The sequence below is a fragment of the Pseudomonas sp. S2_E01 genome, from assembly GCF_054668365.1.
Window position 1 is genome coordinate 6,132,126 of the sequence record NZ_CP162762.1, and the last position, 20,766, is coordinate 6,152,891.

Below are 20,766 nucleotides of genomic sequence, written 5' to 3' on the forward strand. Positions count from 1 at the left end.
GTACACTTCTTGCGGCTTGTAGCTTGCCGCTGGAAGCTCAACCACGCTCTATCCAACAACAATTACAGAGGTGATGGCATGTCTGGCAATCGTGGTGTGGTGTATCTCGGCGCTGGCAAGGTCGAAGTACAGAAAATCGACTATCCGAAAATGCAGGACCCGCGCGGCAGGAAGATCGAGCACGGTGTCATCCTGCGTGTGGTGTCCACCAACATTTGTGGTTCCGACCAGCACATGGTGCGTGGCCGTACCACCGCTCAAACCGGTCTGGTCCTGGGTCACGAAATCACCGGTGAAGTGATCGAGAAGGGCAGCGACGTCGAGAACCTGAAAATCGGCGATCTGGTGTCCGTGCCGTTCAACGTGGCTTGCGGGCGCTGCCGTTCCTGCAAGGAGCAACACACCGGCGTGTGCCTGACCGTCAACCCGGCCCGTGCCGGTGGCGCTTACGGCTACGTCGACATGGGCGACTGGACCGGCGGCCAGGCCGAATACGTGCTGGTGCCGTACGCTGACTTCAACCTGCTGAAACTGCCGGACCGCGACAAGGCCATGGAGAAAATCCGCGACCTGACCTGCCTCTCCGACATCCTGCCCACCGGCTACCACGGTGCCGTCACCGCCGGTGTCGGCCCAGGCAGCACCGTGTACATCGCCGGTGCCGGCCCGGTCGGCCTGGCCGCTGCCGCTTCGGCGCGCCTGCTGGGTGCGGCGGTGGTGATCATCGGCGACGTCAACACCATCCGCCTGGCCCACGCCAAGGCCCAGGGTTTTGAAATCGTCGACCTGTCCAAGGACGCGCCGCTGCACGAGCAGATCGCCGCGCTGCTGGGCGAGCCGGAAGTGGATTGCGCAGTGGACTGCGTGGGCTTCGAAGCCCGTGGCCACGGCCATGACGGCGTGAAACACGAAGCCCCGGCTACCGTGCTCAACTCCCTGATGGGCGTGGTACGCGTTGCCGGCAAGATCGGCATCCCTGGCCTCTACGTCACCGAAGACCCGGGCGCTGTCGACGCTGCCGCCAAAATGGGCAGCCTGAGCATCCGCTTCGGCCTGGGCTGGGCCAAATCCCACAGCTTCCACACCGGCCAGACCCCGGTGATGAAGTACAACCGTGCGCTGATGCAAGCCATCATGTGGGACCGCATCAACATCGCCGAAGTGGTGGGCGTGCAGGTGATCAGCCTGGACCAGGCACCGGAAGGCTACGGCGAGTTCGATGCCGGCGTGCCGAAGAAGTTTGTGATCGACCCGCACAAGATGTTTAGTGCGGCGTAAGTAATACGCGCAAGGAAAAGGGCGACGCAATGTCGCCCTTTTCTATTGGCCCGCCCCCGCCCCTGTAGGAGCGAGCATGCTCGCGATGGACTCGAAAACGCCACGGGGTGTCAGGTACCCAGCGTTATCGTTGAGGGCCATCGCGAGCAAGCTCGCTCCTACAGGGTTTTTTTCAGGCAATTGGGTCGAGTTGATCCAGCACGCGGTTCACCGAGATTTCCGCCAGCATTACGATTTGCGCGATGCCCAGCAGGGTGTTGCGGCCGGCGCCGGTTTCGCGGTCGGCGAGGTCCAGGGTGATGACGTTGGCCGAGGCCAGTGATTCGCTGATACTGCCGAGCAGGTCCTGGACGTGGACGTTGGGATTGACGCTGTACATCGAACACGGTTTGCGGGGTTTGGCTTTGATGTCGGCGGCGGAGAGTGGGGTTTCGTCGGTGTCGGGTGAATCTGGTTTGGCCTTGCGCATCGGAGGGACCTCTGTTGGATGCCTTCCCCTGTGTGCCGCTAAGCGAAGTGGGGTGGCAGCTGCACGCAGGTTAGCGGACCGGGATCCCTCAGCCGGTGCGCCCGAAGGCGCCCTGCGTGCAGCCACCATGAAACCGCAGGCATGGGGAGATGCCTGTTCGGTGGACGCATGTGCAAGCTGGGGGATCGTCGGCCGCTAAGCCCGACCACTGAGGTGTCAGTGGCGAGTCAACGATAAAGCCGGCCGTCCTGGCTGCACTAGCCGGCGGATTCTGGGTGGGGCGTAGGGAACGACGCAAGGTTTTGTGGCTTTCAGGAAGTAACTGGAGGTGGTTTTAAACATCACCGATAAACAGGGAGGGTTTCTGACGGGTTTTGCCTTTGGGTGATTGTTTCCAGAGGGTTATCGGGAAAGCTCTGACAGCTTCGGTGTGCTGGCGGCCGTCTTCGCGGGCAAGCCCGCTCCCACAGGGAACAATACCTGCCGATCCCAGTCCAACGAACTGTTTCAACCGCCCATTCCCGGGCGGTTTTTCGTTGAGGGTGTCTGGATGAAGGTTTCACGCGGTTTGGTACTGGCATCGCTCATGACTCTGGCCGCCGGGCCGGTGTTTGCGCAGTTCAGCCTGGGCGATGCGGCCAATGCCATTGCGGGCATGAAGGGTGACAACGCTGCCACAGAGGCCGCGCCGACCTCCGAGACGGCTGATCTGCTCGGCGCGCTCAGCCAGTTGGACGTGACCCCGCAACAAGCCGTCGGCGGCGCCGGGGCGATGCTCGGTCTGGCCAAAAATCAATTGAGCACCACCGACTACGCCGAACTGGCCAAGAGTGTGCCGGGCATCGACAAGTTGTCGGGCGGCGGCGAGCTGGGCGCGCTGGCCAGCCTGCTCGGTTCCAATGGCAAGGCCGCCGGCCTCGACAACGCCTTGGGCAACGTCAAGGACACCAACGACCTGAACAATGCATTCAGCGCGCTGGGCATGGACAGCGGCATGATCGGCCAATTTGCCCCGGTCATTTTGCAGTACCTCGGTCAGCAGGGCGTTGGCGGCTCGCTGCTGCAAAGCCTGGGCGGTATCTGGGGCACCGGCAGCTGATTCAGCGGCTTTCGCTGCGCAGGGCGGCGATGCGCTGGTCTTTCTCGGTCCAGAGCTGGTTGACCCAGTTCTGCACCGATTCGCGAAACACCGGGTCATTTTCGTAATCGCCCTGCCACAGCACCGGGTCGAGTTCGCGGGTCCGGATGTCGATGATCACCCTTGGCACGTTGCCGCTGATCAGGTCCCAGAACCCCGGGATCTTCGCCTGCGGGTAAACCACCGTCACATCGAGAATCGCGTCCAGCTGTTCACCCATCGCCGCCAGTACGAACGCCACGCCGCCCGCCTTGGGCTTGAGCAGGTGGCTGAACGGTGATTGCTGCTGGGTGCTTTTTGCCGGGGTGTAACGGGTGCCTTCCAGGTAATTCACCACGGTCACCGGCTGGCGCTTGAACAGCTCACAGGCGGCTTTGGTGATTTCCAGGTCCTTGCCTGCCAGTTCCGGATTTTTCGCGATAAACGCCTTGGTGTAGCGCTTCATGAACGGGTAATCCAGCGCCCACCACGCCAGCCCCAGGAACGGCACCCAGATCAGTTCTTTCTTGAGGAAGAACTTGAAGAACGGTGTGCGTCGGTTGAGTGTCTGGATCAGCGCCGGGATATCGACCCAGGATTGATGGTTGCTGATCACCAGGTACGAAGTGTCGCGCTGCAGCCCATCGTCGCCGCGAATGTCCCATTGGGTCGGGATGCACAGGTGAAAGATCAGTTTGTCGATTTCCGACCAGGTCTCGGCGATCCACATCACCGCCCCGGACGCGTAGTCGCGAAAGCGGCCGGGCAGCACCAGCTTGAGCAGGGCAAACACCATCAACGGCCCGATCAGGATCAGGGTGTTGAGCAACAGCAGCAGGGCGACGAAACAGCCAGTGAGCAGGCGGCGCATGGGTGACTCTTGAAAGCGGTTGAGCGGGCCATGATAAGCAGGTTCGGGTGGGAGGCCAAATTCGTGGTGACGAATGTTTCACCTGGCAATCGGTAAACTCACAGAAATTTGGCCTGACATGTCGGCCCCTTCGCGAGCAAGCCCGCTCCCACAGGGGCGGCGCGATACCTGTGGGAGCGGGCTTGCCCGCGATAGCGATTTCAGAGCGAACCAATCCCTCGCTGACGGTCTAAAATCCCGCTGCCCCTTTCTAAAGGACACCGATCACGTGAAATCTTTACTCGCCATTTTGTCCCTCGTCGCCCTGCCAGTCATGGCCGCCGAACCCACCCTGTACGGCCGCTACGAATACATCGCCCTGCCGGAAATCGGCGGTGAAGTGCTCAAGGCGAAAATGGACACCGGCGCCCTGACCGCCTCCCTGTCGGCCAAGGACATCGAAACCTTCACCCGCGACGGCGAAGACTGGGTGCGGTTCCGCCTGGCCACCAAGGGCGCGAGCAACAAGGTGTACGAGCACAAGATCGCGCGCATCAGCAAGATCAAGACCCGCTCCGAAGAGGATGACGACGAAGAAGTGGCGTCACCGACCAAGCGCCCGGTGGTCGACCTGGAACTGTGCCTGGGCAACGTCAAGCGCACCGTCGAGGTCAACCTCACCGACCGCAGCAGCTTCAATTATCCTCTGCTGATCGGTGCCAAGGCACTGCGCGAGTTTGGCGCGGCGGTGAACCCGGCTCGGCGATACACTGCGGATAAGCCGGATTGCTGAATTCATTCCGTTCGATTGACGTGATGTGAGGCTTGCGTCACCGTTCGCCCACTCCACTGACCGGGCTCGGACGCCATGCCTCATATCCTGATTGTCGAAGACGAAGCGGCGATTGCCGATACGCTGATTTTTGCCTTGCAGGGCGAGGGTTTCAGCACCACGTGGCTGACCCTTGGAGCGGCGGCGCTGGAGCATCAGCAACAGACGCCGGCGGACCTGATCATTCTTGACGTCGGCCTGCCTGACATCACAGGTTTTGAAACCTGCAAGCAATTGCGGCGTTTCTCCGAGGTCCCGGTGATTTTTCTCACGGCGCGGGACGCGGAGATCGATCGGGTGGTGGGCCTGGAGATTGGCGCTGACGATTACGTGGTCAAGCCGTTCAGCCCCCGCGAGGTGACGGCCCGGGTTCGGGCGATCCTCAAGCGCGTGGCGCCGAGAACGGCCGCTGAAACTGATTCCACACTGTTTCGCATCGACCCTGAGCGGGTGCAGATCAGTTATCGCAGCCAGCCGCTGACCCTGACCCGTCACGAATTCCGCCTGCTGCAATGCCTGCTCGAGCAACCCGAGCGGGTGTTCAGCCGCGAGCAGTTGCTCGATGCGCTTGGCGTGGCTCCTGACGCCGGTTACGAACGCAGCATCGACAGCCACATCAAGAGCGTGCGCGCCAAGTTGCGCGGGGTGAAGGCCGACGCCGAGCCGATCCAGACCCATCGCGGGCTCGGTTACAGCTACAGCCCGGGTAACAGCTGATGTCGCTGGGCATCCGGATTTTCCTGGTGTATGTGCTGTTCGTTGGCCTGACCGGTTATTTCGTGCTGAGTACGGTGATGGAGGAAATCCGCCCCGGCGTGCGCCAGTCCACGGAGGAAACCCTGGTGGACACGGCCAACCTGATGGCGGAGATCCTGCGCGACGACTTCAAGGCCGGCACCCTCAACCAGAACCGCTGGCCGCAGTTGCTCAAGGCCTACGGCGAACGGCAGCCGAAGGCGAGCATCTGGGGTTTGCCGAAAAATCAGGTCAACCATCGCATCTACGTCACCGACGCCAAGGGCATCGTGGTGCTGGATTCCAGCGGCACGGCTGTCGGCCAGAATTACTCGCGCTGGAACGATGTGTACCTGACCCTGCGCGGCGAGTACGGTGCGCGTTCGACTCGCAGCGATCCGAACGATGCCAGCTCTTCGGTGATGCACGTGGGCGCGGCGATTCGCGACAACGGCCAGATCATAGGCGTGGTCACGGTGGCGAAGCCCAATAGTTCGCTGCAGCCCTATGTGGATCGCACCGAGCGTCGGTTGTTGGCCTATGGCGCCGGGTTGATCGGCTTGGGCCTGTTGTTCGGCGCGTTATTGTCGTGGTGGCTGAGTGCAGCATTGCGACGCCTGACCGCATATGCGCAGGCGGTGAGCGAGGGGCGACGGGTTGAGGTGCCGCACTACCGTGGCGGCGAGCTGGAGCAACTGGCGACGGCCGTGGAACAGATGCGCACCCAGCTCGAAGGCAAGGCTTACGTGGAGCGCTACGTACACACCCTTACCCATGAATTGAAAAGCCCGCTGGCGGCGATTCGCGGTGCGGCGGAGCTGTTGCAGGGCGAGATGCCGTTGACGCAACGCCAGCGTTTTGTCAGCAACATCGACAATGAAAGCGTGCGGATGCAGCAGTTGATCGAGCGGTTGTTGAATCTGGCGCTGGTGGAACAACGTCAGGGGCTGGAAGAGCGCGTGGCGGTGCCGCTGGCGGGTCTGGTGGATGAGTTGCTGGGTGCTCAGGCCGGGCGTATCGAAGGCAAGCAGTTGCGCGTGGAACGGGCTATTCCTGATGATCTGCTGGTGAACGGTGAGCCGTTCCTGCTGCGCCAGGCGCTGGCGAATCTGCTGGAAAATGCCCTGGATTTCACGCCGGTTCAGGGGCTGTTGCGTTTCAGTGCCGCACGAGTTGGCGGGCAGGTCGAATTCAAACTGTTCAACCAGGCTGAAGCGATTCCCGACTATGCATTGCCGCGTTTAAGTGAGCGTTTCTATTCGCTGCCGCGTCCGGACAGTGGGCGCAAGAGCACCGGGTTGGGGCTTAATTTTGTCGAGGAAGTGGCCAAGTTGCATGGTGGAGTGTTGAGGATTGGCAATGTTGAGGGTGGGGTGGAAGTCATCTTGTGCTTGCCTTGAGACCGAGTTGCCGCCATCGCGACGGTTCGACGCTTCGACAAGCTCGCTCCTACAGGTGAGCGCGGTTCCTGTAGGATCAGACCCACCCTGTCTCCACACAATCTCCATAAACCCCACATAAAGCGCCCACACGCAAACGCCAGACTTTCCCCATCCAAACAGGGAGAGTCCCATGAACCGCAATCTGACCTTGAAACTCGGGGCCATTGCCCTGCTGATTTTGCTGCTGCTGATCCCGCTGTTGATGATCAACGGCGTCATCCAGGAGCGCCAGCAACTGCGTGACGGTGTGCTGGAAGACATCGCCCGCAGCTCCAGCTACAGCCAGCAATTGAGCGGGCCGCTGATGGTGGTGCCGTATCGCAAGGTGGTGCGCACCTGGAAACTCAACGAAAAGACCAACAAGCGTTATCAGGAGGTGGGCGAGGAGCGCGGTCGCCTGTACTTCCTGCCGGAGCGCTTCGAACTCGACGGCGAGGTGGCCACCGAACTGCGCGCCCGGGGTATTTATCAGGCGCGACTGTTCCATGCTGACAATCGCATCAACGGGCATTTTTCCCTGCCGGCGCAACTGGGCATCAAGGAGGACTTTGCCGATTACCAGTTCGACCAGCCGTTCCTGGCGGTGGGCATCAGCGACATTCGCGGCATCGAGAACGCCCTGAAACTCGAACTCAACGGCCAGCGCCTGGACTTCGTGCCGGGCAGTCAGGTGGGGTGGCTGGGCGAGGGTGTTCACGTGATGTTGCCGGCGCTGGATGCGAAACAAAACACCGAGCTGGCATTCGCGTTCAACCTGAAGCTGCAAGGCACCGGGCAGTTGCAGGTGCTGCCTGTGGGCAAAACCAGCAGCGTATCCCTGACCGCCAACTGGCCGCACCCCAGCTTCATCGGCAACTACCTGCCGGCCAAGCGTGACATCACCGACCAAGGCTTCTCCGCCGAATGGCAAACAACGTTTTTCTCCACCAACCTGCAAGAAGCCCTGAACGATTGCGTGCTGCGCCGCAGCTGCGAAGCGTTCAATGGCCGCAGCTTCGGGGTGAGCTTCATCGACCCGGTGGATCAGTATTTGAAAAGCGACCGGGCGATCAAGTACGCGCTGCTGTTCATCGTCCTGACCTTCGCTGGCTTCTTCCTCTTCGAAGTGCTGAAAAGCCTCGCGGTGCACCCAGTGCAGTACGCGTTGGTGGGGGTGGCCCTGGCGTTCTTCTACCTGCTGTTGCTGTCGTTGTCCGAACACATCGGCTTCGCCCTGGCCTATCTCGCGTCGGCCAGTGCCTGTGTGGTGTTGATCGGCTTCTACGTCTGCCACGTGCTGCACAGCGTGCGCCACGGCCTGAGTTTTTCGGCGGGACTGGCGGCGTTGTATGGCCTGCTATACGGGCTGTTGAGCGCCGAGGATTACGCGTTGTTGATGGGCTCGGGGTTGTTGTTTGGGGTGTTGGGGGTGTTCATGGTGCTGACCCGGAAGCTGGATTGGTATGGGGTGGGGCAGAAGGTGGGCAAGCCGGTGGCGTTTGATCTGGGAGAGGTGAAATGAGCCGGTGGGTGGGGTTGCGGGAGGATCAGCGAGAAGGGGAGAGGCTGGTGGTATTGGTCTGTGAGTTGTTTGCGTCGGAGCCGGTGGGATGGCATCGCGAGCAGATCGAATCGTCGCCCCGTCGCTCCCTCCTTAGATCGAGCCGTGAGCAACAACGCGATCAACTGTGGGGGCGACGATTCGACTTGCTCGCGATGAGGCCAACCCGGTCAGCGAAAACCTAAACCTTGGGCATCGTCGCCAGCATCGACGGCCGTTGGCTGACTTCGAAAAACCAGGCGGCCAGTTGCGGGTTGGCCTCGCGCCAGGCCAGGTCCGGGTGGCGCAGATCGATGTAGCCCAGGGCACACGCGACGCTGATGGCGGCCACGTCGAAGTGGCTGGTCAGTTCGGCGATCGCGTCTTTTTCCAGCAGGGCCAGGGCGCGGCGGATTTTGTCGCGCTGGCCATCGAGCCACTCGGCCCAGTGTTTTTGCGGGGCACGCAGGGCGACTTCGTAGCGGACCAGCACGGCGGCGTCCATGATGCCGTCGGCCATCGAGGCCAGGGTCAGGCGGCGCCAGCGGGCCGAGCCCTCGCGGGGGATCAGCGGGTTGCCGACGTGCTGGTGGTCGAGGTAGTCGAGGATCACCCGGCTGTCGTGGATGACGCTGCCGTCGGCGAGGCGCAGGGCCGGGATTTTGCTCAGGGGGTTGTCGTCGATCAGCGCCTGGTCCGGGTCGACCGGCGTGAGTACGCAGTTTTGCAGGGCGACGCGGTCCTGCTGGCCGGTTTCGTGCAGCAGCACCATGACTTTGCGAACGAAGGGCGAGAGGGGGTTGTGGTACAGGATCATGCTCGGGGTGGACATGGCTGCGTCTCGGGCGGTGGCGGAGGTGGGCAGCATAGCGTGTTGGGGCAGGGGCTTGAATACTCCATTCCCCCTGTAGGAGCAGCCGGTCGACGCTCGATTGCTCGCGATGGCGGTGTGTCAGCCAGCATTGCTATCAACTGATACACCGCATCGCGAGCAAGCTCGCTCCTACAGGGGGCGGTTAGTGTCGACGCAGCAGGCCGCGCAGGGCCAGGGCGGCGGGAATGCCCAAGCCGAGCCAGCTCAGCGCATCCCAGGCGCCGTCGCCGAGCAACGCGGCAAACAACCCTGCGGCGGTCAGCAAGGCGATCACCGTGGGCGTGGCGAAGACTTTCCAGAAGTTCGATTGCCGGGGCCTCATGCGCTGGCCTCGGCTTTTTCCAAGACGGGTTTGGCGGCCTTGCGCCGCACTACCCACAGGTAAACACCGCTGCCGAGCACGATGATGGTCAGCACGTCGAGGGTGGCCCAGAGGATTTTCATCGGCATGCCGCCGTAATCACCGAAGTGCAGGGGCTGCGACATGCCCATGGCGTCCATGTACCAGGGGCGCTCGACCACGGCGGTGACCTCAAGATTGCTGGCGTCGATCAGGATCGGCGTCAACAGGTGCGAGGTCAGGTGCGTGCTGCCTTTCATGAACACCGCGTAATGGTGCTCGCTGGAAAAACGCGTACCGGGGAAGGCGATGAAATCCGGACGCATGCCAGGTGCAGCATCGCGGGCGATGTCGAGCAGGCGGGTGGCCGGGGCCAGTTGGGTCAGCGGCGGCGCATCGCGGTACGGCGCGATCATCGTGCTGAGCGTGTCGTTGCGCCATTGGGCGATGAGCAAGTCGGCGCAGGCGCTGATCACGCCGGTAACGCCCACCACCAGCGCCCAGGTCAGGGTGACCACGCCTATCAGGTTGTGCAGGTCGAGCCAACGCAGGCGGGTGGATTTGTCCTGGCGCACGGTGGCGAATTTCAGCCGTCGCATGAACGGCAGGTACAACACCGTCCCGGAGACAATCGCCACCACGAACAGGATGCCCATGAACGCCAGCAACAGCTTGCCCGGCAAGTCGGCAAACATGTCCACGTGCAGGCGCAGCATGAACATCATGAAACCGCCGTTGGCCGACGGCATTTCCAGCGCTTGCCCGGTGCGGGCGTCGAGCATGAACGTGTGCGACGAGTTGGGCTCGGTGCCAGCGGTGGCTGCCATGATCGCAATGGCGCCATTGGGTTCGTCTTCGTCGAAGCCGAAATACTGCATGACTTCGCCGGGACGATGTTTTTCTGCTGCCTGCACCAGTTGCTGCAAATTAAGCTGCGGGGTATCGGCCGGCATGACCTTCAACTCCGGTGCATCACCCAGCAGATGATCGATCTCGTGATGGAAGATCAGCGGCAGGCCGGTGAGTGCCAGCATCAGCAGGAATACCGTGCAGATCAAGCTGGTCCAGGTGTGGACGAAGGACCAGCGGCGGATTGTTTTGCTTTTCATAACCCATCCAAATGCCAAAAGGTCACGGCTGACCGTGACCCCTGGGTGGTTGCGCACCGCTCAGTGGCTTACCACTTGTAGTTCACGCCCGCGATGACGTTACGTTCGTCGCCGTAGTAGCACCACGTGCCGTCACAGGTCGACAGATAATCCTTGTTGAACAGGTTCTTCGCGGTGACATCCACCGAGATCCCTGCCAGCGCCGGGTTCAGGCGGCTCAAGTCGTAATGCACGGCGGCGTCGTAAACGGTGTAGGAACCTACATGACCGTTGGCGGTGTTAGCGGTGTTGCCGTAAGTGTCGCCGACATAACGCACGCCAGCCCCTACGCCGAACCCGTCGAGCACGCCCGCGTGCCACGTGTAGTCGGACCACAACGAGGCCTGGTTACGCGGGACCAGTTTCATCCGGTTGCCCTTATCGTCGCCCTTGAGGATCTCGGTATCGGTGTAGGTGTAGGAACCCACCAGTTTCAGGTTGTCGGTCACGTCGGACGTGGCTTCAAGCTCAATACCGCGCACTTTCAGCTCGCCGATCTGGCTGGTGACGTTGTTCTGCGAAACCGATACGTTTTCCTGGCGCAGGTCGAACGCGGCAGCGGTGAGCAGGGTGCGGCTGCCCGGCGGCTGGTACTTCACGCCGATCTCGGTCTGCTTGCCTTCAGTGGGCTTGAATCCCTCGGTCGCACGGGCGTCGGCACCCATCGACGGCTGGAACGACTCCGTGTAGGAAATGTAGGGGGTGATACCGGAGTCAAAGACATAGCTCAGGCCGGCATTACCGCTGAAGGCCTTGTCGCGCTGGGTGTTGGTCGCATCGTTCTGGTTGTTGAATGTCGTCGCGCTGTGAATCCAGTCCTCACGGCCACCCAAGGTCAGGCGCCATTTGTCCAAGGAAATCTGGTCCTGAGCATAGAGGCCGGTCTGGTTGGTCTTCTGGTTGTAGTCGTAGAACGTGGCGTAGGAAACATTTGAGAAGTCCGCACCACGAATCGGGTGAATCACGTTGCTGGTTGGCGCAGTGCCTTCCAGCCATTTGTAGTTGGTGTTTGTGCGCTGGTGATCCAGGCCCAGCAGGACGACGTGGCTTAGCGCACCGGTCTGGAAGTCAGCCTGAAAGTTGTTGTCGACGGCGAACTGGCTGATGTCCTCGTCGACCTTGTCGACCAAGCGGCTCAGGGTGCCGTCCGGCGCTACGACGTCACCGAAGGACGCGTAGGCTTGCTGGAAGGACAGATCGCTTTTGGTATAGCGCAGGTTCTGTTTGAACTGCCAGACATCGTTCAGGCGATGGTCGAAGGCGTAGCCCAGGGCGTAGTAGGTGCGATCATAGTGATCGGAGTCCGGATCACCCAGGTTCTTGTGGTGGGAAATTTTCGCCCCGGCCGGCGAGGCCAGCTTGGTGCCTTGCAATGGCAGGAATTGACCGCTGACCCCGGTATCGTCGCGAGTGAACTGCGAGAGGAATGTCAGGTGCGTGTCATCGTCGACATTCCAGGTCAGGCTCGGTGCCAAGTTATAGCGCTTGTCATCGGTGTGGTCGACCGGCATACCGCTGTCACGCACCACGCCGTCGACGCGGTAGAGAAACTGACCTTCGTCATCGATCTTGCCGGTGCTGTCGAAGCTCATCTGCTTGCGGTTATTGCTGCCCACTTCAGCGCGTACTTCGTGGCTGGCAATGGCATCTGGACGGCGGCTGACCATATCGAGCATGCCGCCCGGTGGAGTCTGGCCGTATACCGAAGAGGCAGGCCCGCGCAGGAGCGTGATGCGTTCCAGGTCCCAGGTTTCGGCCTTGGGGTTGGCGTAGGAACCTTTTGGCAGCGGCAGGCCATCAAGGAACTGGGTCGGTTCGAAGCCACGTACGCGCAGCCAGTCGGCCCGCGAGTCGCTGCCGTAGCTACTGGCGATCACGCCTGGCATGTAACGCACGGCGTCATCGAGATTCTGCACGCCACGATCTTCCATCTGCGCGCGGGTGATCACCGACATCGAGCGTGGTGCTTCGACAATGGGCGTATCGGTTTTTGTGCCGGCAGCCGTGCGGGTAGCCACATATCCCTCCACCGGCCCCCAAGCGCTTTCGGTGTTCTCGACACCGATGATCGCCGTTTCCGGCAGCGCCATCACGCCCTCTGGTGCGGCCACAAGGCTGTAGGTGCCGGTGCCGCTCTGTTCCAGTTGCAAGCCGGTGCCACGCAGGGCAGCGCGCAAGGCGCCAACGGCGTCGTACTGGCCGCTGACCGGAGCCGATGTCTTTCCCGCCGCCAGGGATGGGTTCAACGAAAGGGCAAGGCCCGACTGGCTGGCGATCTGGTTCAGGGTGCTGGCCAAAGGCGCAGCCGGCAGGTTATAGGCGCGAACGTTGGACGCTTGCTCAGCGGCGATCAGTGGGCTGCTGGCCAGCGGGGTACAGAGGGCAATGGCTACCGCCAGCAAACTGGGGCGCAACAAGGTGTCGAGCGAACGGGACATGGGATGGCTCCTGAAAGGGAATACTTCTCAATTGCCTGTGTGCCGAACGAGATGTGCAAAGTGATAGGGGTGGATGAAAATAATTTTTATTCAGGGGGTTCGGTGGGGCTGATAGGCCGCCATCGGGGGCAAGCCCGCTCCTACAGGGGGCTTGCCCCCGATGGCGCCGCACTTTCAGACGCCAACGCTCTCAAGGCTTCGCATCGGCCTTCGCCACCGTCACCCACCAAGCCGTGCGCTGCTCGATCTGCACCGGCAACGTCGGCAGCAGGGCGCTCAACGCCAGGTCGGTGTCGTTCAACGGAAAGCTGCCGGTAATCCGCCAATCTGCCACTTCTGGCGCGACCCCAAGGTGTCCACGACGGTAGCGACCCAGTTCATGTACCAGGTCCTCCAGGCGTGCGTTGTCCACCACCAGCATGCCCCGGGTCCAGGCGTCGGCGCCGAGGTCCAGCGCGGCGATCGGCCCCAGGCCGTTGCTGCGCATCAGCACTTGCTGGCCTTCCTGCAGAATCTGTTCGTCGGGGCTGGACTCGGGATGCGCCGCCACGGCGGACTTCAACACGCTCAGGCGCGTGCCTTCCTCTTCGCGCTTGACCAGGAAGCGCGTCCCCAGTGCACGCATGCTGCCTTCACGGGTTTCGACGATGAACGGCCGGGCGTCGCCGTGACCCGTCTCGACGAGGATTTCGCCGTCCTGAAGTATTACCCGCCGTTGCTTCTCGTCGAAGCGCACATCCACCGCGCTGTGGGTGTTGAGGTTGATCACGGTGCCGTCGCTCAGGCGCAAGGTGCGTTGCTCGCCGGTGGCGGTACGTTGATCGGCCAGCCAGTAATCGACTGGCAGGTAGCGCTCACCGGCGAACAGCGCCAGGCCGATCACCGCTACGACGGTTGCCAGGCCATTGCCCAGCTTGCGCACCCGCCGTCGAATGCCTTCGCGTGATTGCAGCAACGCGGTGCGCGCCGGCCCGCTGACCACGCTGAAACGCTGATCGAGCATGCCCAGCTGGCGCCAGGCGCGGGCGTGTTCCTCGTGGGCGGCGTGCCACTTGGCGAACTCTTCGCGCTCCACCGGGTTGTCAGAGTCCAGCGACAATTGCCAGGCAATCGCCGCGTCCAGCACCTGTGCCGAGACGGGTCTGGAGCTGGCCGGGGTCATACGGGCTCCCCGTACAAGGCGATGTAGCACTGGCGAATGCCTTGGGCCAGGTATTGGCGCACCCGTGGCACCGAAACGCCGAGGCGCTGGGCGATTTCTGCGTGGCTCAAGCCGTCGAGACGGTTGTAGAGAAACGCCGCTCGCGCCTTGCTCGACAGCTTGCCGAGCAGGCGGTCGATGTTTTTCAGGTCTTCGAGGATCATTTGCTGTTCTTCCGCCGAAGGGTGTTCTTCTTCGGGAATCAGCATCAATTCGGTGAGGTAGGCCTGTTCCAGCGCGGCCCGTCGGAAGTAGTCGAACAGCAGGCCCTTGGCGATCGCCACCAGGAACGCCCGGGGTTCGCGCGGCGCTGTCAGTTCCTCGCGGCCCAGCAAGCGTACGAAGGTGTCCTGGCTCAGGTCCTCGGCCCGCTGCGGGCAGGCGACGTTGCGCCGAAGCCAGGCCAATAGCCAACTGCGATGGTCACGATACAACGCACCGACGAGTTCACTTTGAGGGCTGGGGACTGACGCCACGACGCATCACCGATTAAGAAGTGTTAACTAACGAGAATTGTTCGCGATTGTGGCAGAGGCGCGGGAGGGAAGCAATTGGCCGCTGGTCGGCTGGTGGACAAGGCGATGGACCGCGTTATCGTTCATCGCGGGCAAGCCCGCTCCTACAGAGATCTCTGAGCGCCGACCATCCTGTAGGAGCGGGCTTGCCCGCGATGGCGCCCGATCAGGCGCCGCAAATCAAAACGACGGCGAATTCTGCCGCCGCTTCCACTGGCTCAACCGCTGTTGCAGGTTCAACGGGCTATGAATCTGCTGCTGCCGTGCCCGGCTGAACAGGATCAGAGCCAATTCTGCGGTGGCCAGCGCATCGGCACTGGCGTTGTGGCGTTCGATCACTTCGAGCTTGAACCAATTGATCCACTCATCCAGGCCGGCCTCGCGAATGTTCGCCTGCGGGCACAGCAGCGGCGCGATGTCGGCCACGTCCAGAAACGGATGCTGCAACTTGTACCCCAGATGATCTTTCAGCGCGCGCCCGAGCATGTGCTGGTCAAAGGGCGCATGGAACGCCAGCAGCGGACTGTCGCCGACAAACTCCATGAACTCGATCAGTGCCTGCGCCGGATCCGTGCCGGCGGCTATCGCGCTGGGTCCCAGGCCGTGAATCAGCACACTGGGCGCCACTTTCATGTCGGCGCATTGCAGGGTGCGTTCGAACTGTTGGCTGAAATCGATGGCGCCGTCTTCGATCACCACGGCGCCGATGGACAGCACACGGTCCTTGTTCAGGTTCAGCCCGGTGGTTTCCAGGTCCACCACCACCCAGCGCTGTTCGCGCAGGCTGCACTCACCCAGCGCGGCCTCCACCGGCAAGTCCTTGAGGCGTTGCTGCAGTTGGCCAGATAACATCGGACCTGCCGGGCGCAGCCAGGAAAACAGACTCATAGTTGATACCGCAGGGTCAGGCTGCTTTGCAGGCGTTGTGCCTGGCGCAGGGACTCACGCAGGATCCGGCGGTCCAGGTGGTTGAGGCTGTCGGGATCGACCCGGTTGGAGTAGGGCAGGTTCTCCCGCGTCTGTCGCTGATGTTGCTGCATGCGGGTTTGCTGAATGAAGTGGTACGCCTCTTCGTAGGCCGCACCATCGAGCTGATCGATCACCTGCTTTTCCACCAGTTGACGAAAACGCTCCAGGGTATTGTTTGCCTCGATGCCGTGGGCCAATGCGAGCAATCGAGCGCCCTCGACGAACGGCCCCAGCCCTTGGACCTTCAGGTCCAGCGTGGCTTTCTCGCCATTCTTGCGCGCCAGCACGAACTCGCGGAACCGTCCTACGGGCGGGCGATTGCGCAGGGCGTTTTCGGCCATCATGCGCTGGAACAGACGATTGTCGGCGACCTGGTCGAGAACTCCCCGACGCAATTGATCGCAGCTTTGCTCGTCGCCCCAGACCACCCGCAGGTCGAAATAGATGCTTGAGCCCAGCAGGTTCTCCGGCGTCGCTTCACGGATGAACGCCGAAAAGCGGCGCGCCCATTCGGCGCGAGACAGGCACAGCTCGGGGTTGCCGGCCATGATGTTACCCTTGCACAGGGTGAAGCCGCACAACGCCAGGCTCTGGTTGATGTGTTGTGCGATGGGCAGCAGCTTGCCGCGAATCTCGGCGGCGTGCGCCGCATCACGGGCTTCGAAGAGGATGCCGTTGTCCTGGTCGGTGTGCAGCGTCTGCTCGCGACGGCCTTCGCTGCCGAAGCACAACCAACTGAACGGCACGCCGGGGTCGCCTTTTTCGGCGAGCGTCAGTTCGATGACCCGGCACACGGTGTGATCGTTGAGCAGGGTGATGATGTGGGTGATCTGGGTCGACGACGCGCCATGGGCGAGCATGCGCTCCACCAGCTGGCCGATCTCGCCGCGCAGCACCACCAGGTTTTCCACGCGCTGGGCACTGCGGATGGTGCGAGCCAGGTGCACCAGATCGACCCGTTGCAGGGAGAACAGATCACGCTCCGACACCACACCACACAGGCGCTGATCCTTGACCAGGCAGACGTGGGCGATGTGCCGCTCGGTCATGGCAATCGCTGCATCGAACGCGCTGTGATCCGGGCTCAGGAAGAACGGCGCGCGGGTCATGTGTCGCTCGATGGACTCGTTGAAATCGTTGGTGCCGCCTGCCACCACCTGGCGCAGGTCACGCAGCGTAAAAATCCCCTGGGGCGCCTTGTGTTCGTTGACCACCACGATGCTGCCGACCTGCTGCTCGTGCATCAACGTCACGGCTTCGCGCAGGGGGGTGTCGGGGCCGCACGTCACCGGGTGACGCATGGCCAGTTCGCCCAGGCGAGTGTTGAGAGAGTACTGGGTGCCGAGGGTTTCCACGGCTTTTTGCTGCACTTGCTGGTTGACTTGGTCCAGCAGGCTGCTGACGCCACGCAGGGCAAAGTCGCGAAAGGTGGTGGACAGGGCAAACAGCTTGATGAAAGCGAGCTTGTTCAGTTGCAGGCAAAAGGTGTCTTCGGCCGCGAGGTGTTCGGTACGGGTCGCACGTTCACCCAACAGGGCGGCGAGGGGAAAGCATTCGCCGCCGGTGATTTCGAAGGTGGTTTCGGTGCCGCCCTTGGCGCTGTGGGGACGCTCACCCACCACGCGGCCCTGCTTGACGATGTAGAAATGCTCGACCGGGCCATCGGCGGGCTTGATGATGCTCTCGCCGGGCGCATAGAAACGCAGCTGACATTGTTCAACCAGGTACGCCAGGTGAGCGTGTTCCATCTGATTGAAAGGGGGGAAGCGCTGGAGGAATTGCAGGGTTCCCTGGATGTTCTGCAACACCGCGGTTTTCCCTGCCTGGGTGAAGGCGTCCGCTTTACTCATAACCATTACCGCAGTCTTTTTTGAAATTGTTGTTGTCGGATGACTCGGCCATGGTCAGCTTCTGAACGCGCAGTGCCCATTGGACGTAAGTCTAGGATGGCTTTGTGAGGTGAGATTTGGGAAAACCCTTACGAAAATCGAGGGAGAACCTATCCTTTCCCTTATAGGCAAAAAATCCGACGAAGTGCACATTAGAAGGTCTGCTCGGCGATGTCTCACCACTGTGCCAGGGAAAGAACTCGATCACTTAGAGAAAGCCATGTCCGACCACGATATTTTGAGTGACGCCGAACGCGAAGCGCTGAGTGCCGTCATGCTGGAGCCCGATTTGCCCCCGCAACGGGTGCTGATCGTCGATGACGACAAGGACGCTCGCGAGCTGTTGTCGGAAATATTGGGTTTGGATGGCATTCGCTGCATGACCGCCGCCAGCGGCGAAACGGCGCTGAAGATGCTGAGCGAAAAACCTTCGATCGGTCTGGTGATCACCGATCTGCGGATGGGGCACGTCAATGGGCTGGATTTGATCCGCCAGGTTCGCGAATCGGTACGGGCGGCGATGCCGTTCATTATTGTTTCCGGCGATGCCGACGTGAAGGACGCGATCGCCGCGATGCATTTGAGCGTGGTGGACTTCCTGCTCAAACCCATCGACACCGGCAAGTTGCTGGCGCTGGTCAAGCATGAGTTGGGGATGGAGCCCTGACCGAATCGGTACACACATTTCTGTAGGAGCGAGCATGCTCGCGATGGTCTTCAAGGCACCGTTGGGCATCAGTTTGCCAGCGTTATCGTTAACGTCCATCGCGACGGTTCGACGTTTCGACATGCTCGCTCCTACAGACATCAAGACAGCACATACAAAAAAGCCCTGATCGACAGATCAGGGCTTTTTCATGGGCTTCAGTTACACGCCATTGGCCGCCTTGAACTCGCGGCGGCGACGGTGCAGGACCGGCTCGGTGTAGCCGTTCGGCTGCTGGGTGCCTTCGATCACCAATTCGACCGCCGCCTGGAAGGCGATGTTGCTGTCGAAGTTCGGTGCCAGAGGCCGGTACAGCGGGTCGTTGGCATTCTGACGGTCAACCACCGGCGCCATGCGCTTGAGGCTTTCCAGTACTTGTTCCTGGGTGACGATGCCGTGACGCAGCCAGTTGGCGATGTGCTGACTGGAAATGCGCAGGGTGGCACGGTCCTCCATCAGGCCGACGTCATTGATGTCCGGCACCTTCGAGCAACCCACGCCCTGATCGATCCAACGCACCACGTAACCGAGAATGCCCTGGGCGTTGTTGTCCAGTTCGTTCTTGATCTGTTCGGCGCTCCACTGCGGGTTGACCGCCAGCGGGATGGTCAGGATGTCGTCCACCGACGCCGGCGCACGCTTGGCCAGTTCGGCCTGGCGCGCGAACACGTCGACCTTGTGGTAGTGCAGCGCATGCAACGCGGCGGCGGTTGGCGATGGAACCCAGGCGGTGTTGGCGCCGGCCATTGGGTGAGCGATTTTCTGTTCGAGCATCGCTGCCATCAGGTCAGGCATGGCCCACATGCCTTTACCGATCTGCGCACGACCTTGCAGGCCGGTGCTCAAACCGATGTCGACGTTGGAGTTCTCGTAGGCGCCGATCCATTTTTCCGCCTTCATGTCCGCCTTGCGCACCATTGGGCCGGCTTCCATGGAGGTGTGGATTTCATCGCCCGTGCGGTCGAGGAAACCGGTGTTGATGAACACGACGCGCTCGCTGGCCGCCTTGATGCAGGCCTTGAGGTTGACCGTGGTACGGCGCTCCTCGTCCATGATTCCGACTTTGAGGGTATTGCGCGGCAGGCCCAGTACGTCTTCGACGCGACCGAACAGCTCGTTGGTGAACGCTGCTTCTTCCGGACCGTGCATTTTCGGTTTGACGATGTAGACCGAGCCGGTGCGCGTGTTTTTGCGCGAGGTGTTGCCGTTGAGGTTGTGCATGGCGGCCAGGCACGTCACCAAACCGTCGAGGATGCCTTCCGGCACTTCGTTGCCTTGGCTGTCGAGAATCGCATCGATGGTCATCAGGTGGCCGACGTTACGCACGAACAGCAGCGAACGACCGTGCAGGCTCAACGGGCTGCCGTCGACGGCGGTGTAGGTCCGGTCGGCGTTCATGGTGCGGGTGAAGGTCTTGCCGCCCTTGGCGACTTCTTCCGACAGGTCGCCCTTCATCAGGCCGAGCCAGTTGCGGTAGATCACCACCTTGTCATCGGCATCGACAGCAGCGACGGAGTCTTCGCAGTCCATGATGGTGGTCAGCGCGGCTTCCATCAGGATGTCTTTGACGCCGGCAGCGTCGGTCTGGCCGACGGGGGTGCTGGCATCGACCTGGATTTCGAAATGCAGGCCGTTGTTTTTCAGCAGGATTGCGATGGGTGCCGAGGCATCGCCCTGGAAACCGATCAACTGGGCATCGTTGCGCAGGCCGCTGTTGCTGCCACCTTTGAGGGCGACCAGCAGTTTGCCGTCCGCGATGCTGTAACGGGTGGCATCGACGTGGGAGCCGGCGGCGAGTGGTGCGGCCTCGTCGAGGAAGGCACGGGCGAAGGCGATGACCTTGTCGCCGCGAACCTTGTTGTAGCCTTTGCCTTTTTCCGCGCCGTCAGCTTCGCTGATGGCGTCGGTGCCGTAGAGCGCGTCGTACAGCGAACCCCAACGGGCGTTCGAGGCATTGAGCGCGAAACGGGCATTCATCACCGGCACCACGAGTTGCGGACCGGCCATGTGGGCGATTTCTTCATCGACGTTTTGCGTCGAGACCTGGAAATCGGCCGCTTCTGGCAGCAGATAACCGATGTCTTGCAGGAACGCCTTGTAGGCCACGGCGTCGTGCGCCTGGCCTGCGCGCTCCTGGTGCCAGGCGTCGATACGAGCCTGGAAATCATCGCGTTTGGCGAGTAGGGCTTTGTTCTTCGGCGCCAGGTCATGAATGACCTTGTCGGCACCGGCCCAGAACGTTTCGGCAGTCAGGCCGGTTCCGGGAATGGCTTCGTTGTTCACGAAGTCGAACAGGACTTTGGCGACCTGCAGGCCACCGACTTGAACGTGTTCAGTCATTGCTTGCCTCACTCTGCTCAGCTATTTCGCTTTTATTCTTCAAATGACAATGAAGCCTCGGCTATTTAAACCACAAACCCCTTCCCCCAGTACATGCCATTTCA

18 protein-coding genes are annotated in these 20,766 nt (G+C 61.6%); 7 read left to right on the forward strand and 11 right to left on the reverse strand.

Translation table 11 applies throughout. The features are described 5' to 3' along the window. Nucleotides 1-78 precede the first annotated feature (78 nt). Nucleotides 79-1,278, forward strand: a complete 1,200-nt coding sequence (gene fdhA / locus AB4O36_RS28315) for a formaldehyde dehydrogenase, glutathione-independent (RefSeq protein WP_027617107.1) — start codon at nucleotides 79-81, stop codon at nucleotides 1,276-1,278. Nucleotides 1,279-1,450: 172 nt separating this feature from the next. Here fdhA and AB4O36_RS28320 read toward each other — a convergent pair whose 3' ends face one another. Continuing rightward, complete coding sequence (locus AB4O36_RS28320) at nucleotides 1,451-1,747, reverse strand: DUF6124 family protein (protein WP_460140771.1); 297 nt, start codon at nucleotides 1,745-1,747, stop codon at nucleotides 1,451-1,453. A 550-nt stretch (nucleotides 1,748-2,297) separates the two neighbouring features. On the opposite strand from AB4O36_RS28320, the gene AB4O36_RS28325 reads away from it, so the two are divergent. Next, nucleotides 2,298-2,846, forward strand: a complete 549-nt coding sequence (locus AB4O36_RS28325; protein ID WP_460140772.1) for a DUF2780 domain-containing protein — start codon at nucleotides 2,298-2,300, stop codon at nucleotides 2,844-2,846. Nucleotide 2,847: 1 nt separating this feature from the next. Here the strand turns inward: AB4O36_RS28325 and AB4O36_RS28330 are convergent, their stop codons facing one another. Continuing rightward, the gene (locus AB4O36_RS28330; RefSeq protein ID WP_460140773.1) at nucleotides 2,848-3,735 is read right to left on the reverse strand and encodes an acyltransferase; all 888 of its coding nucleotides are present in this window, start codon (nucleotides 3,733-3,735) and stop codon (nucleotides 2,848-2,850) included. A gap of 268 nt (nucleotides 3,736-4,003) precedes the next feature. Between AB4O36_RS28330 and rloA2 the strand changes: the two genes are divergently transcribed. From rloA2 to creD, 4 genes are all read left to right on the forward strand, one after another. After that, nucleotides 4,004-4,507 (forward strand): retropepsin-like aspartic peptidase RloA2, encoded by a 504-nt coding sequence (gene rloA2 / locus AB4O36_RS28335; protein WP_460120218.1) that lies wholly within the window; start codon nucleotides 4,004-4,006, stop codon nucleotides 4,505-4,507. A gap of 75 nt (nucleotides 4,508-4,582) precedes the next feature. Beyond that, nucleotides 4,583-5,263 (forward strand): two-component system response regulator CreB, encoded by a 681-nt coding sequence (gene creB, locus AB4O36_RS28340; RefSeq protein WP_460120222.1) that lies wholly within the window; start codon nucleotides 4,583-4,585, stop codon nucleotides 5,261-5,263. Further along, nucleotides 5,263-6,681 carry a two-component system sensor histidine kinase CreC gene (creC, locus tag AB4O36_RS28345; protein ID WP_460140774.1) on the forward strand — a complete coding sequence of 473 codons (1,419 nt, stop codon included), beginning with the start codon at nucleotides 5,263-5,265 and terminating at the stop codon, nucleotides 6,679-6,681. The genes creB and creC overlap by 1 nt, the downstream gene beginning before the upstream one ends. A gap of 172 nt (nucleotides 6,682-6,853) precedes the next feature. After that, the gene (gene creD, locus AB4O36_RS28350) at nucleotides 6,854-8,224 is read left to right on the forward strand and encodes a cell envelope integrity protein CreD (protein ID WP_460140775.1); all 1,371 of its coding nucleotides are present in this window, start codon (nucleotides 6,854-6,856) and stop codon (nucleotides 8,222-8,224) included. Between the two features lie 220 nt (nucleotides 8,225-8,444). On the opposite strand, the gene AB4O36_RS28355 is transcribed toward creD, so the two are convergent. The 8 genes from AB4O36_RS28355 to AB4O36_RS28390 all read right to left on the reverse strand — a co-directional run bounded on the left by AB4O36_RS28355 (nucleotide 8,445) and on the right by AB4O36_RS28390 (nucleotide 17,577). Continuing rightward, nucleotides 8,445-9,110 (reverse strand): glutathione S-transferase, encoded by a 666-nt coding sequence (locus tag AB4O36_RS28355; RefSeq protein ID WP_460140776.1) that lies wholly within the window; start codon nucleotides 9,108-9,110, stop codon nucleotides 8,445-8,447. Between the two features lie 148 nt (nucleotides 9,111-9,258). Then, nucleotides 9,259-9,438: a hypothetical protein gene (locus tag AB4O36_RS28360; RefSeq protein ID WP_460120230.1), complete on the reverse strand. Its 180-nt coding sequence runs from the start codon at nucleotides 9,436-9,438 to the stop codon at nucleotides 9,259-9,261. Further along, nucleotides 9,435-10,565, reverse strand: a complete 1,131-nt coding sequence (locus AB4O36_RS28365) for a PepSY-associated TM helix domain-containing protein (protein WP_460120232.1) — start codon at nucleotides 10,563-10,565, stop codon at nucleotides 9,435-9,437. The genes AB4O36_RS28360 and AB4O36_RS28365 overlap by 4 nt, the downstream gene beginning before the upstream one ends. Before the next feature lie 68 nt (nucleotides 10,566-10,633). Further along, nucleotides 10,634-13,042, reverse strand: a complete 2,409-nt coding sequence (locus AB4O36_RS28370) for a TonB-dependent siderophore receptor (RefSeq protein WP_460120234.1) — start codon at nucleotides 13,040-13,042, stop codon at nucleotides 10,634-10,636. A 190-nt stretch (nucleotides 13,043-13,232) separates the two neighbouring features. Further along, complete coding sequence (locus AB4O36_RS28375; protein WP_460120236.1) at nucleotides 13,233-14,204, reverse strand: FecR domain-containing protein; 972 nt, start codon at nucleotides 14,202-14,204, stop codon at nucleotides 13,233-13,235. Further along, a complete protein-coding gene (locus AB4O36_RS28380; RefSeq protein WP_460120238.1) occupies nucleotides 14,201-14,719 on the reverse strand; it encodes an RNA polymerase sigma factor in 519 nt (172 codons plus the stop codon). Before AB4O36_RS28380 ends, AB4O36_RS28375 begins: the two co-directional genes overlap by 4 nt. A 219-nt stretch (nucleotides 14,720-14,938) precedes the next feature. After that, nucleotides 14,939-15,646 carry a 3'-5' exonuclease gene (locus tag AB4O36_RS28385; RefSeq protein ID WP_460120240.1) on the reverse strand — a complete coding sequence of 236 codons (708 nt, stop codon included), beginning with the start codon at nucleotides 15,644-15,646 and terminating at the stop codon, nucleotides 14,939-14,941. After that, on the reverse strand, nucleotides 15,643-17,577 hold the full coding sequence (locus AB4O36_RS28390) for a putative nucleotidyltransferase substrate binding domain-containing protein (protein WP_460140777.1): 1,935 nt from the start codon (nucleotides 17,575-17,577) through the stop codon (nucleotides 15,643-15,645). Before AB4O36_RS28390 ends, AB4O36_RS28385 begins: the two co-directional genes overlap by 4 nt. 259 nt (nucleotides 17,578-17,836) lie before the next feature. On the opposite strand from AB4O36_RS28390, the gene AB4O36_RS28395 reads away from it, so the two are divergent. Next, nucleotides 17,837-18,283 carry a response regulator gene (locus tag AB4O36_RS28395; protein WP_460120244.1) on the forward strand — a complete coding sequence of 149 codons (447 nt, stop codon included), beginning with the start codon at nucleotides 17,837-17,839 and terminating at the stop codon, nucleotides 18,281-18,283. Nucleotides 18,284-18,484: 201 nt separating this feature from the next. Here AB4O36_RS28395 and AB4O36_RS28400 read toward each other — a convergent pair whose 3' ends face one another. Further along, a complete protein-coding gene (locus AB4O36_RS28400) occupies nucleotides 18,485-20,662 on the reverse strand; it encodes a malate synthase G (RefSeq protein WP_460140778.1) in 2,178 nt (725 codons plus the stop codon). Nucleotides 20,663-20,766: the final 104 nt, after the last annotated feature.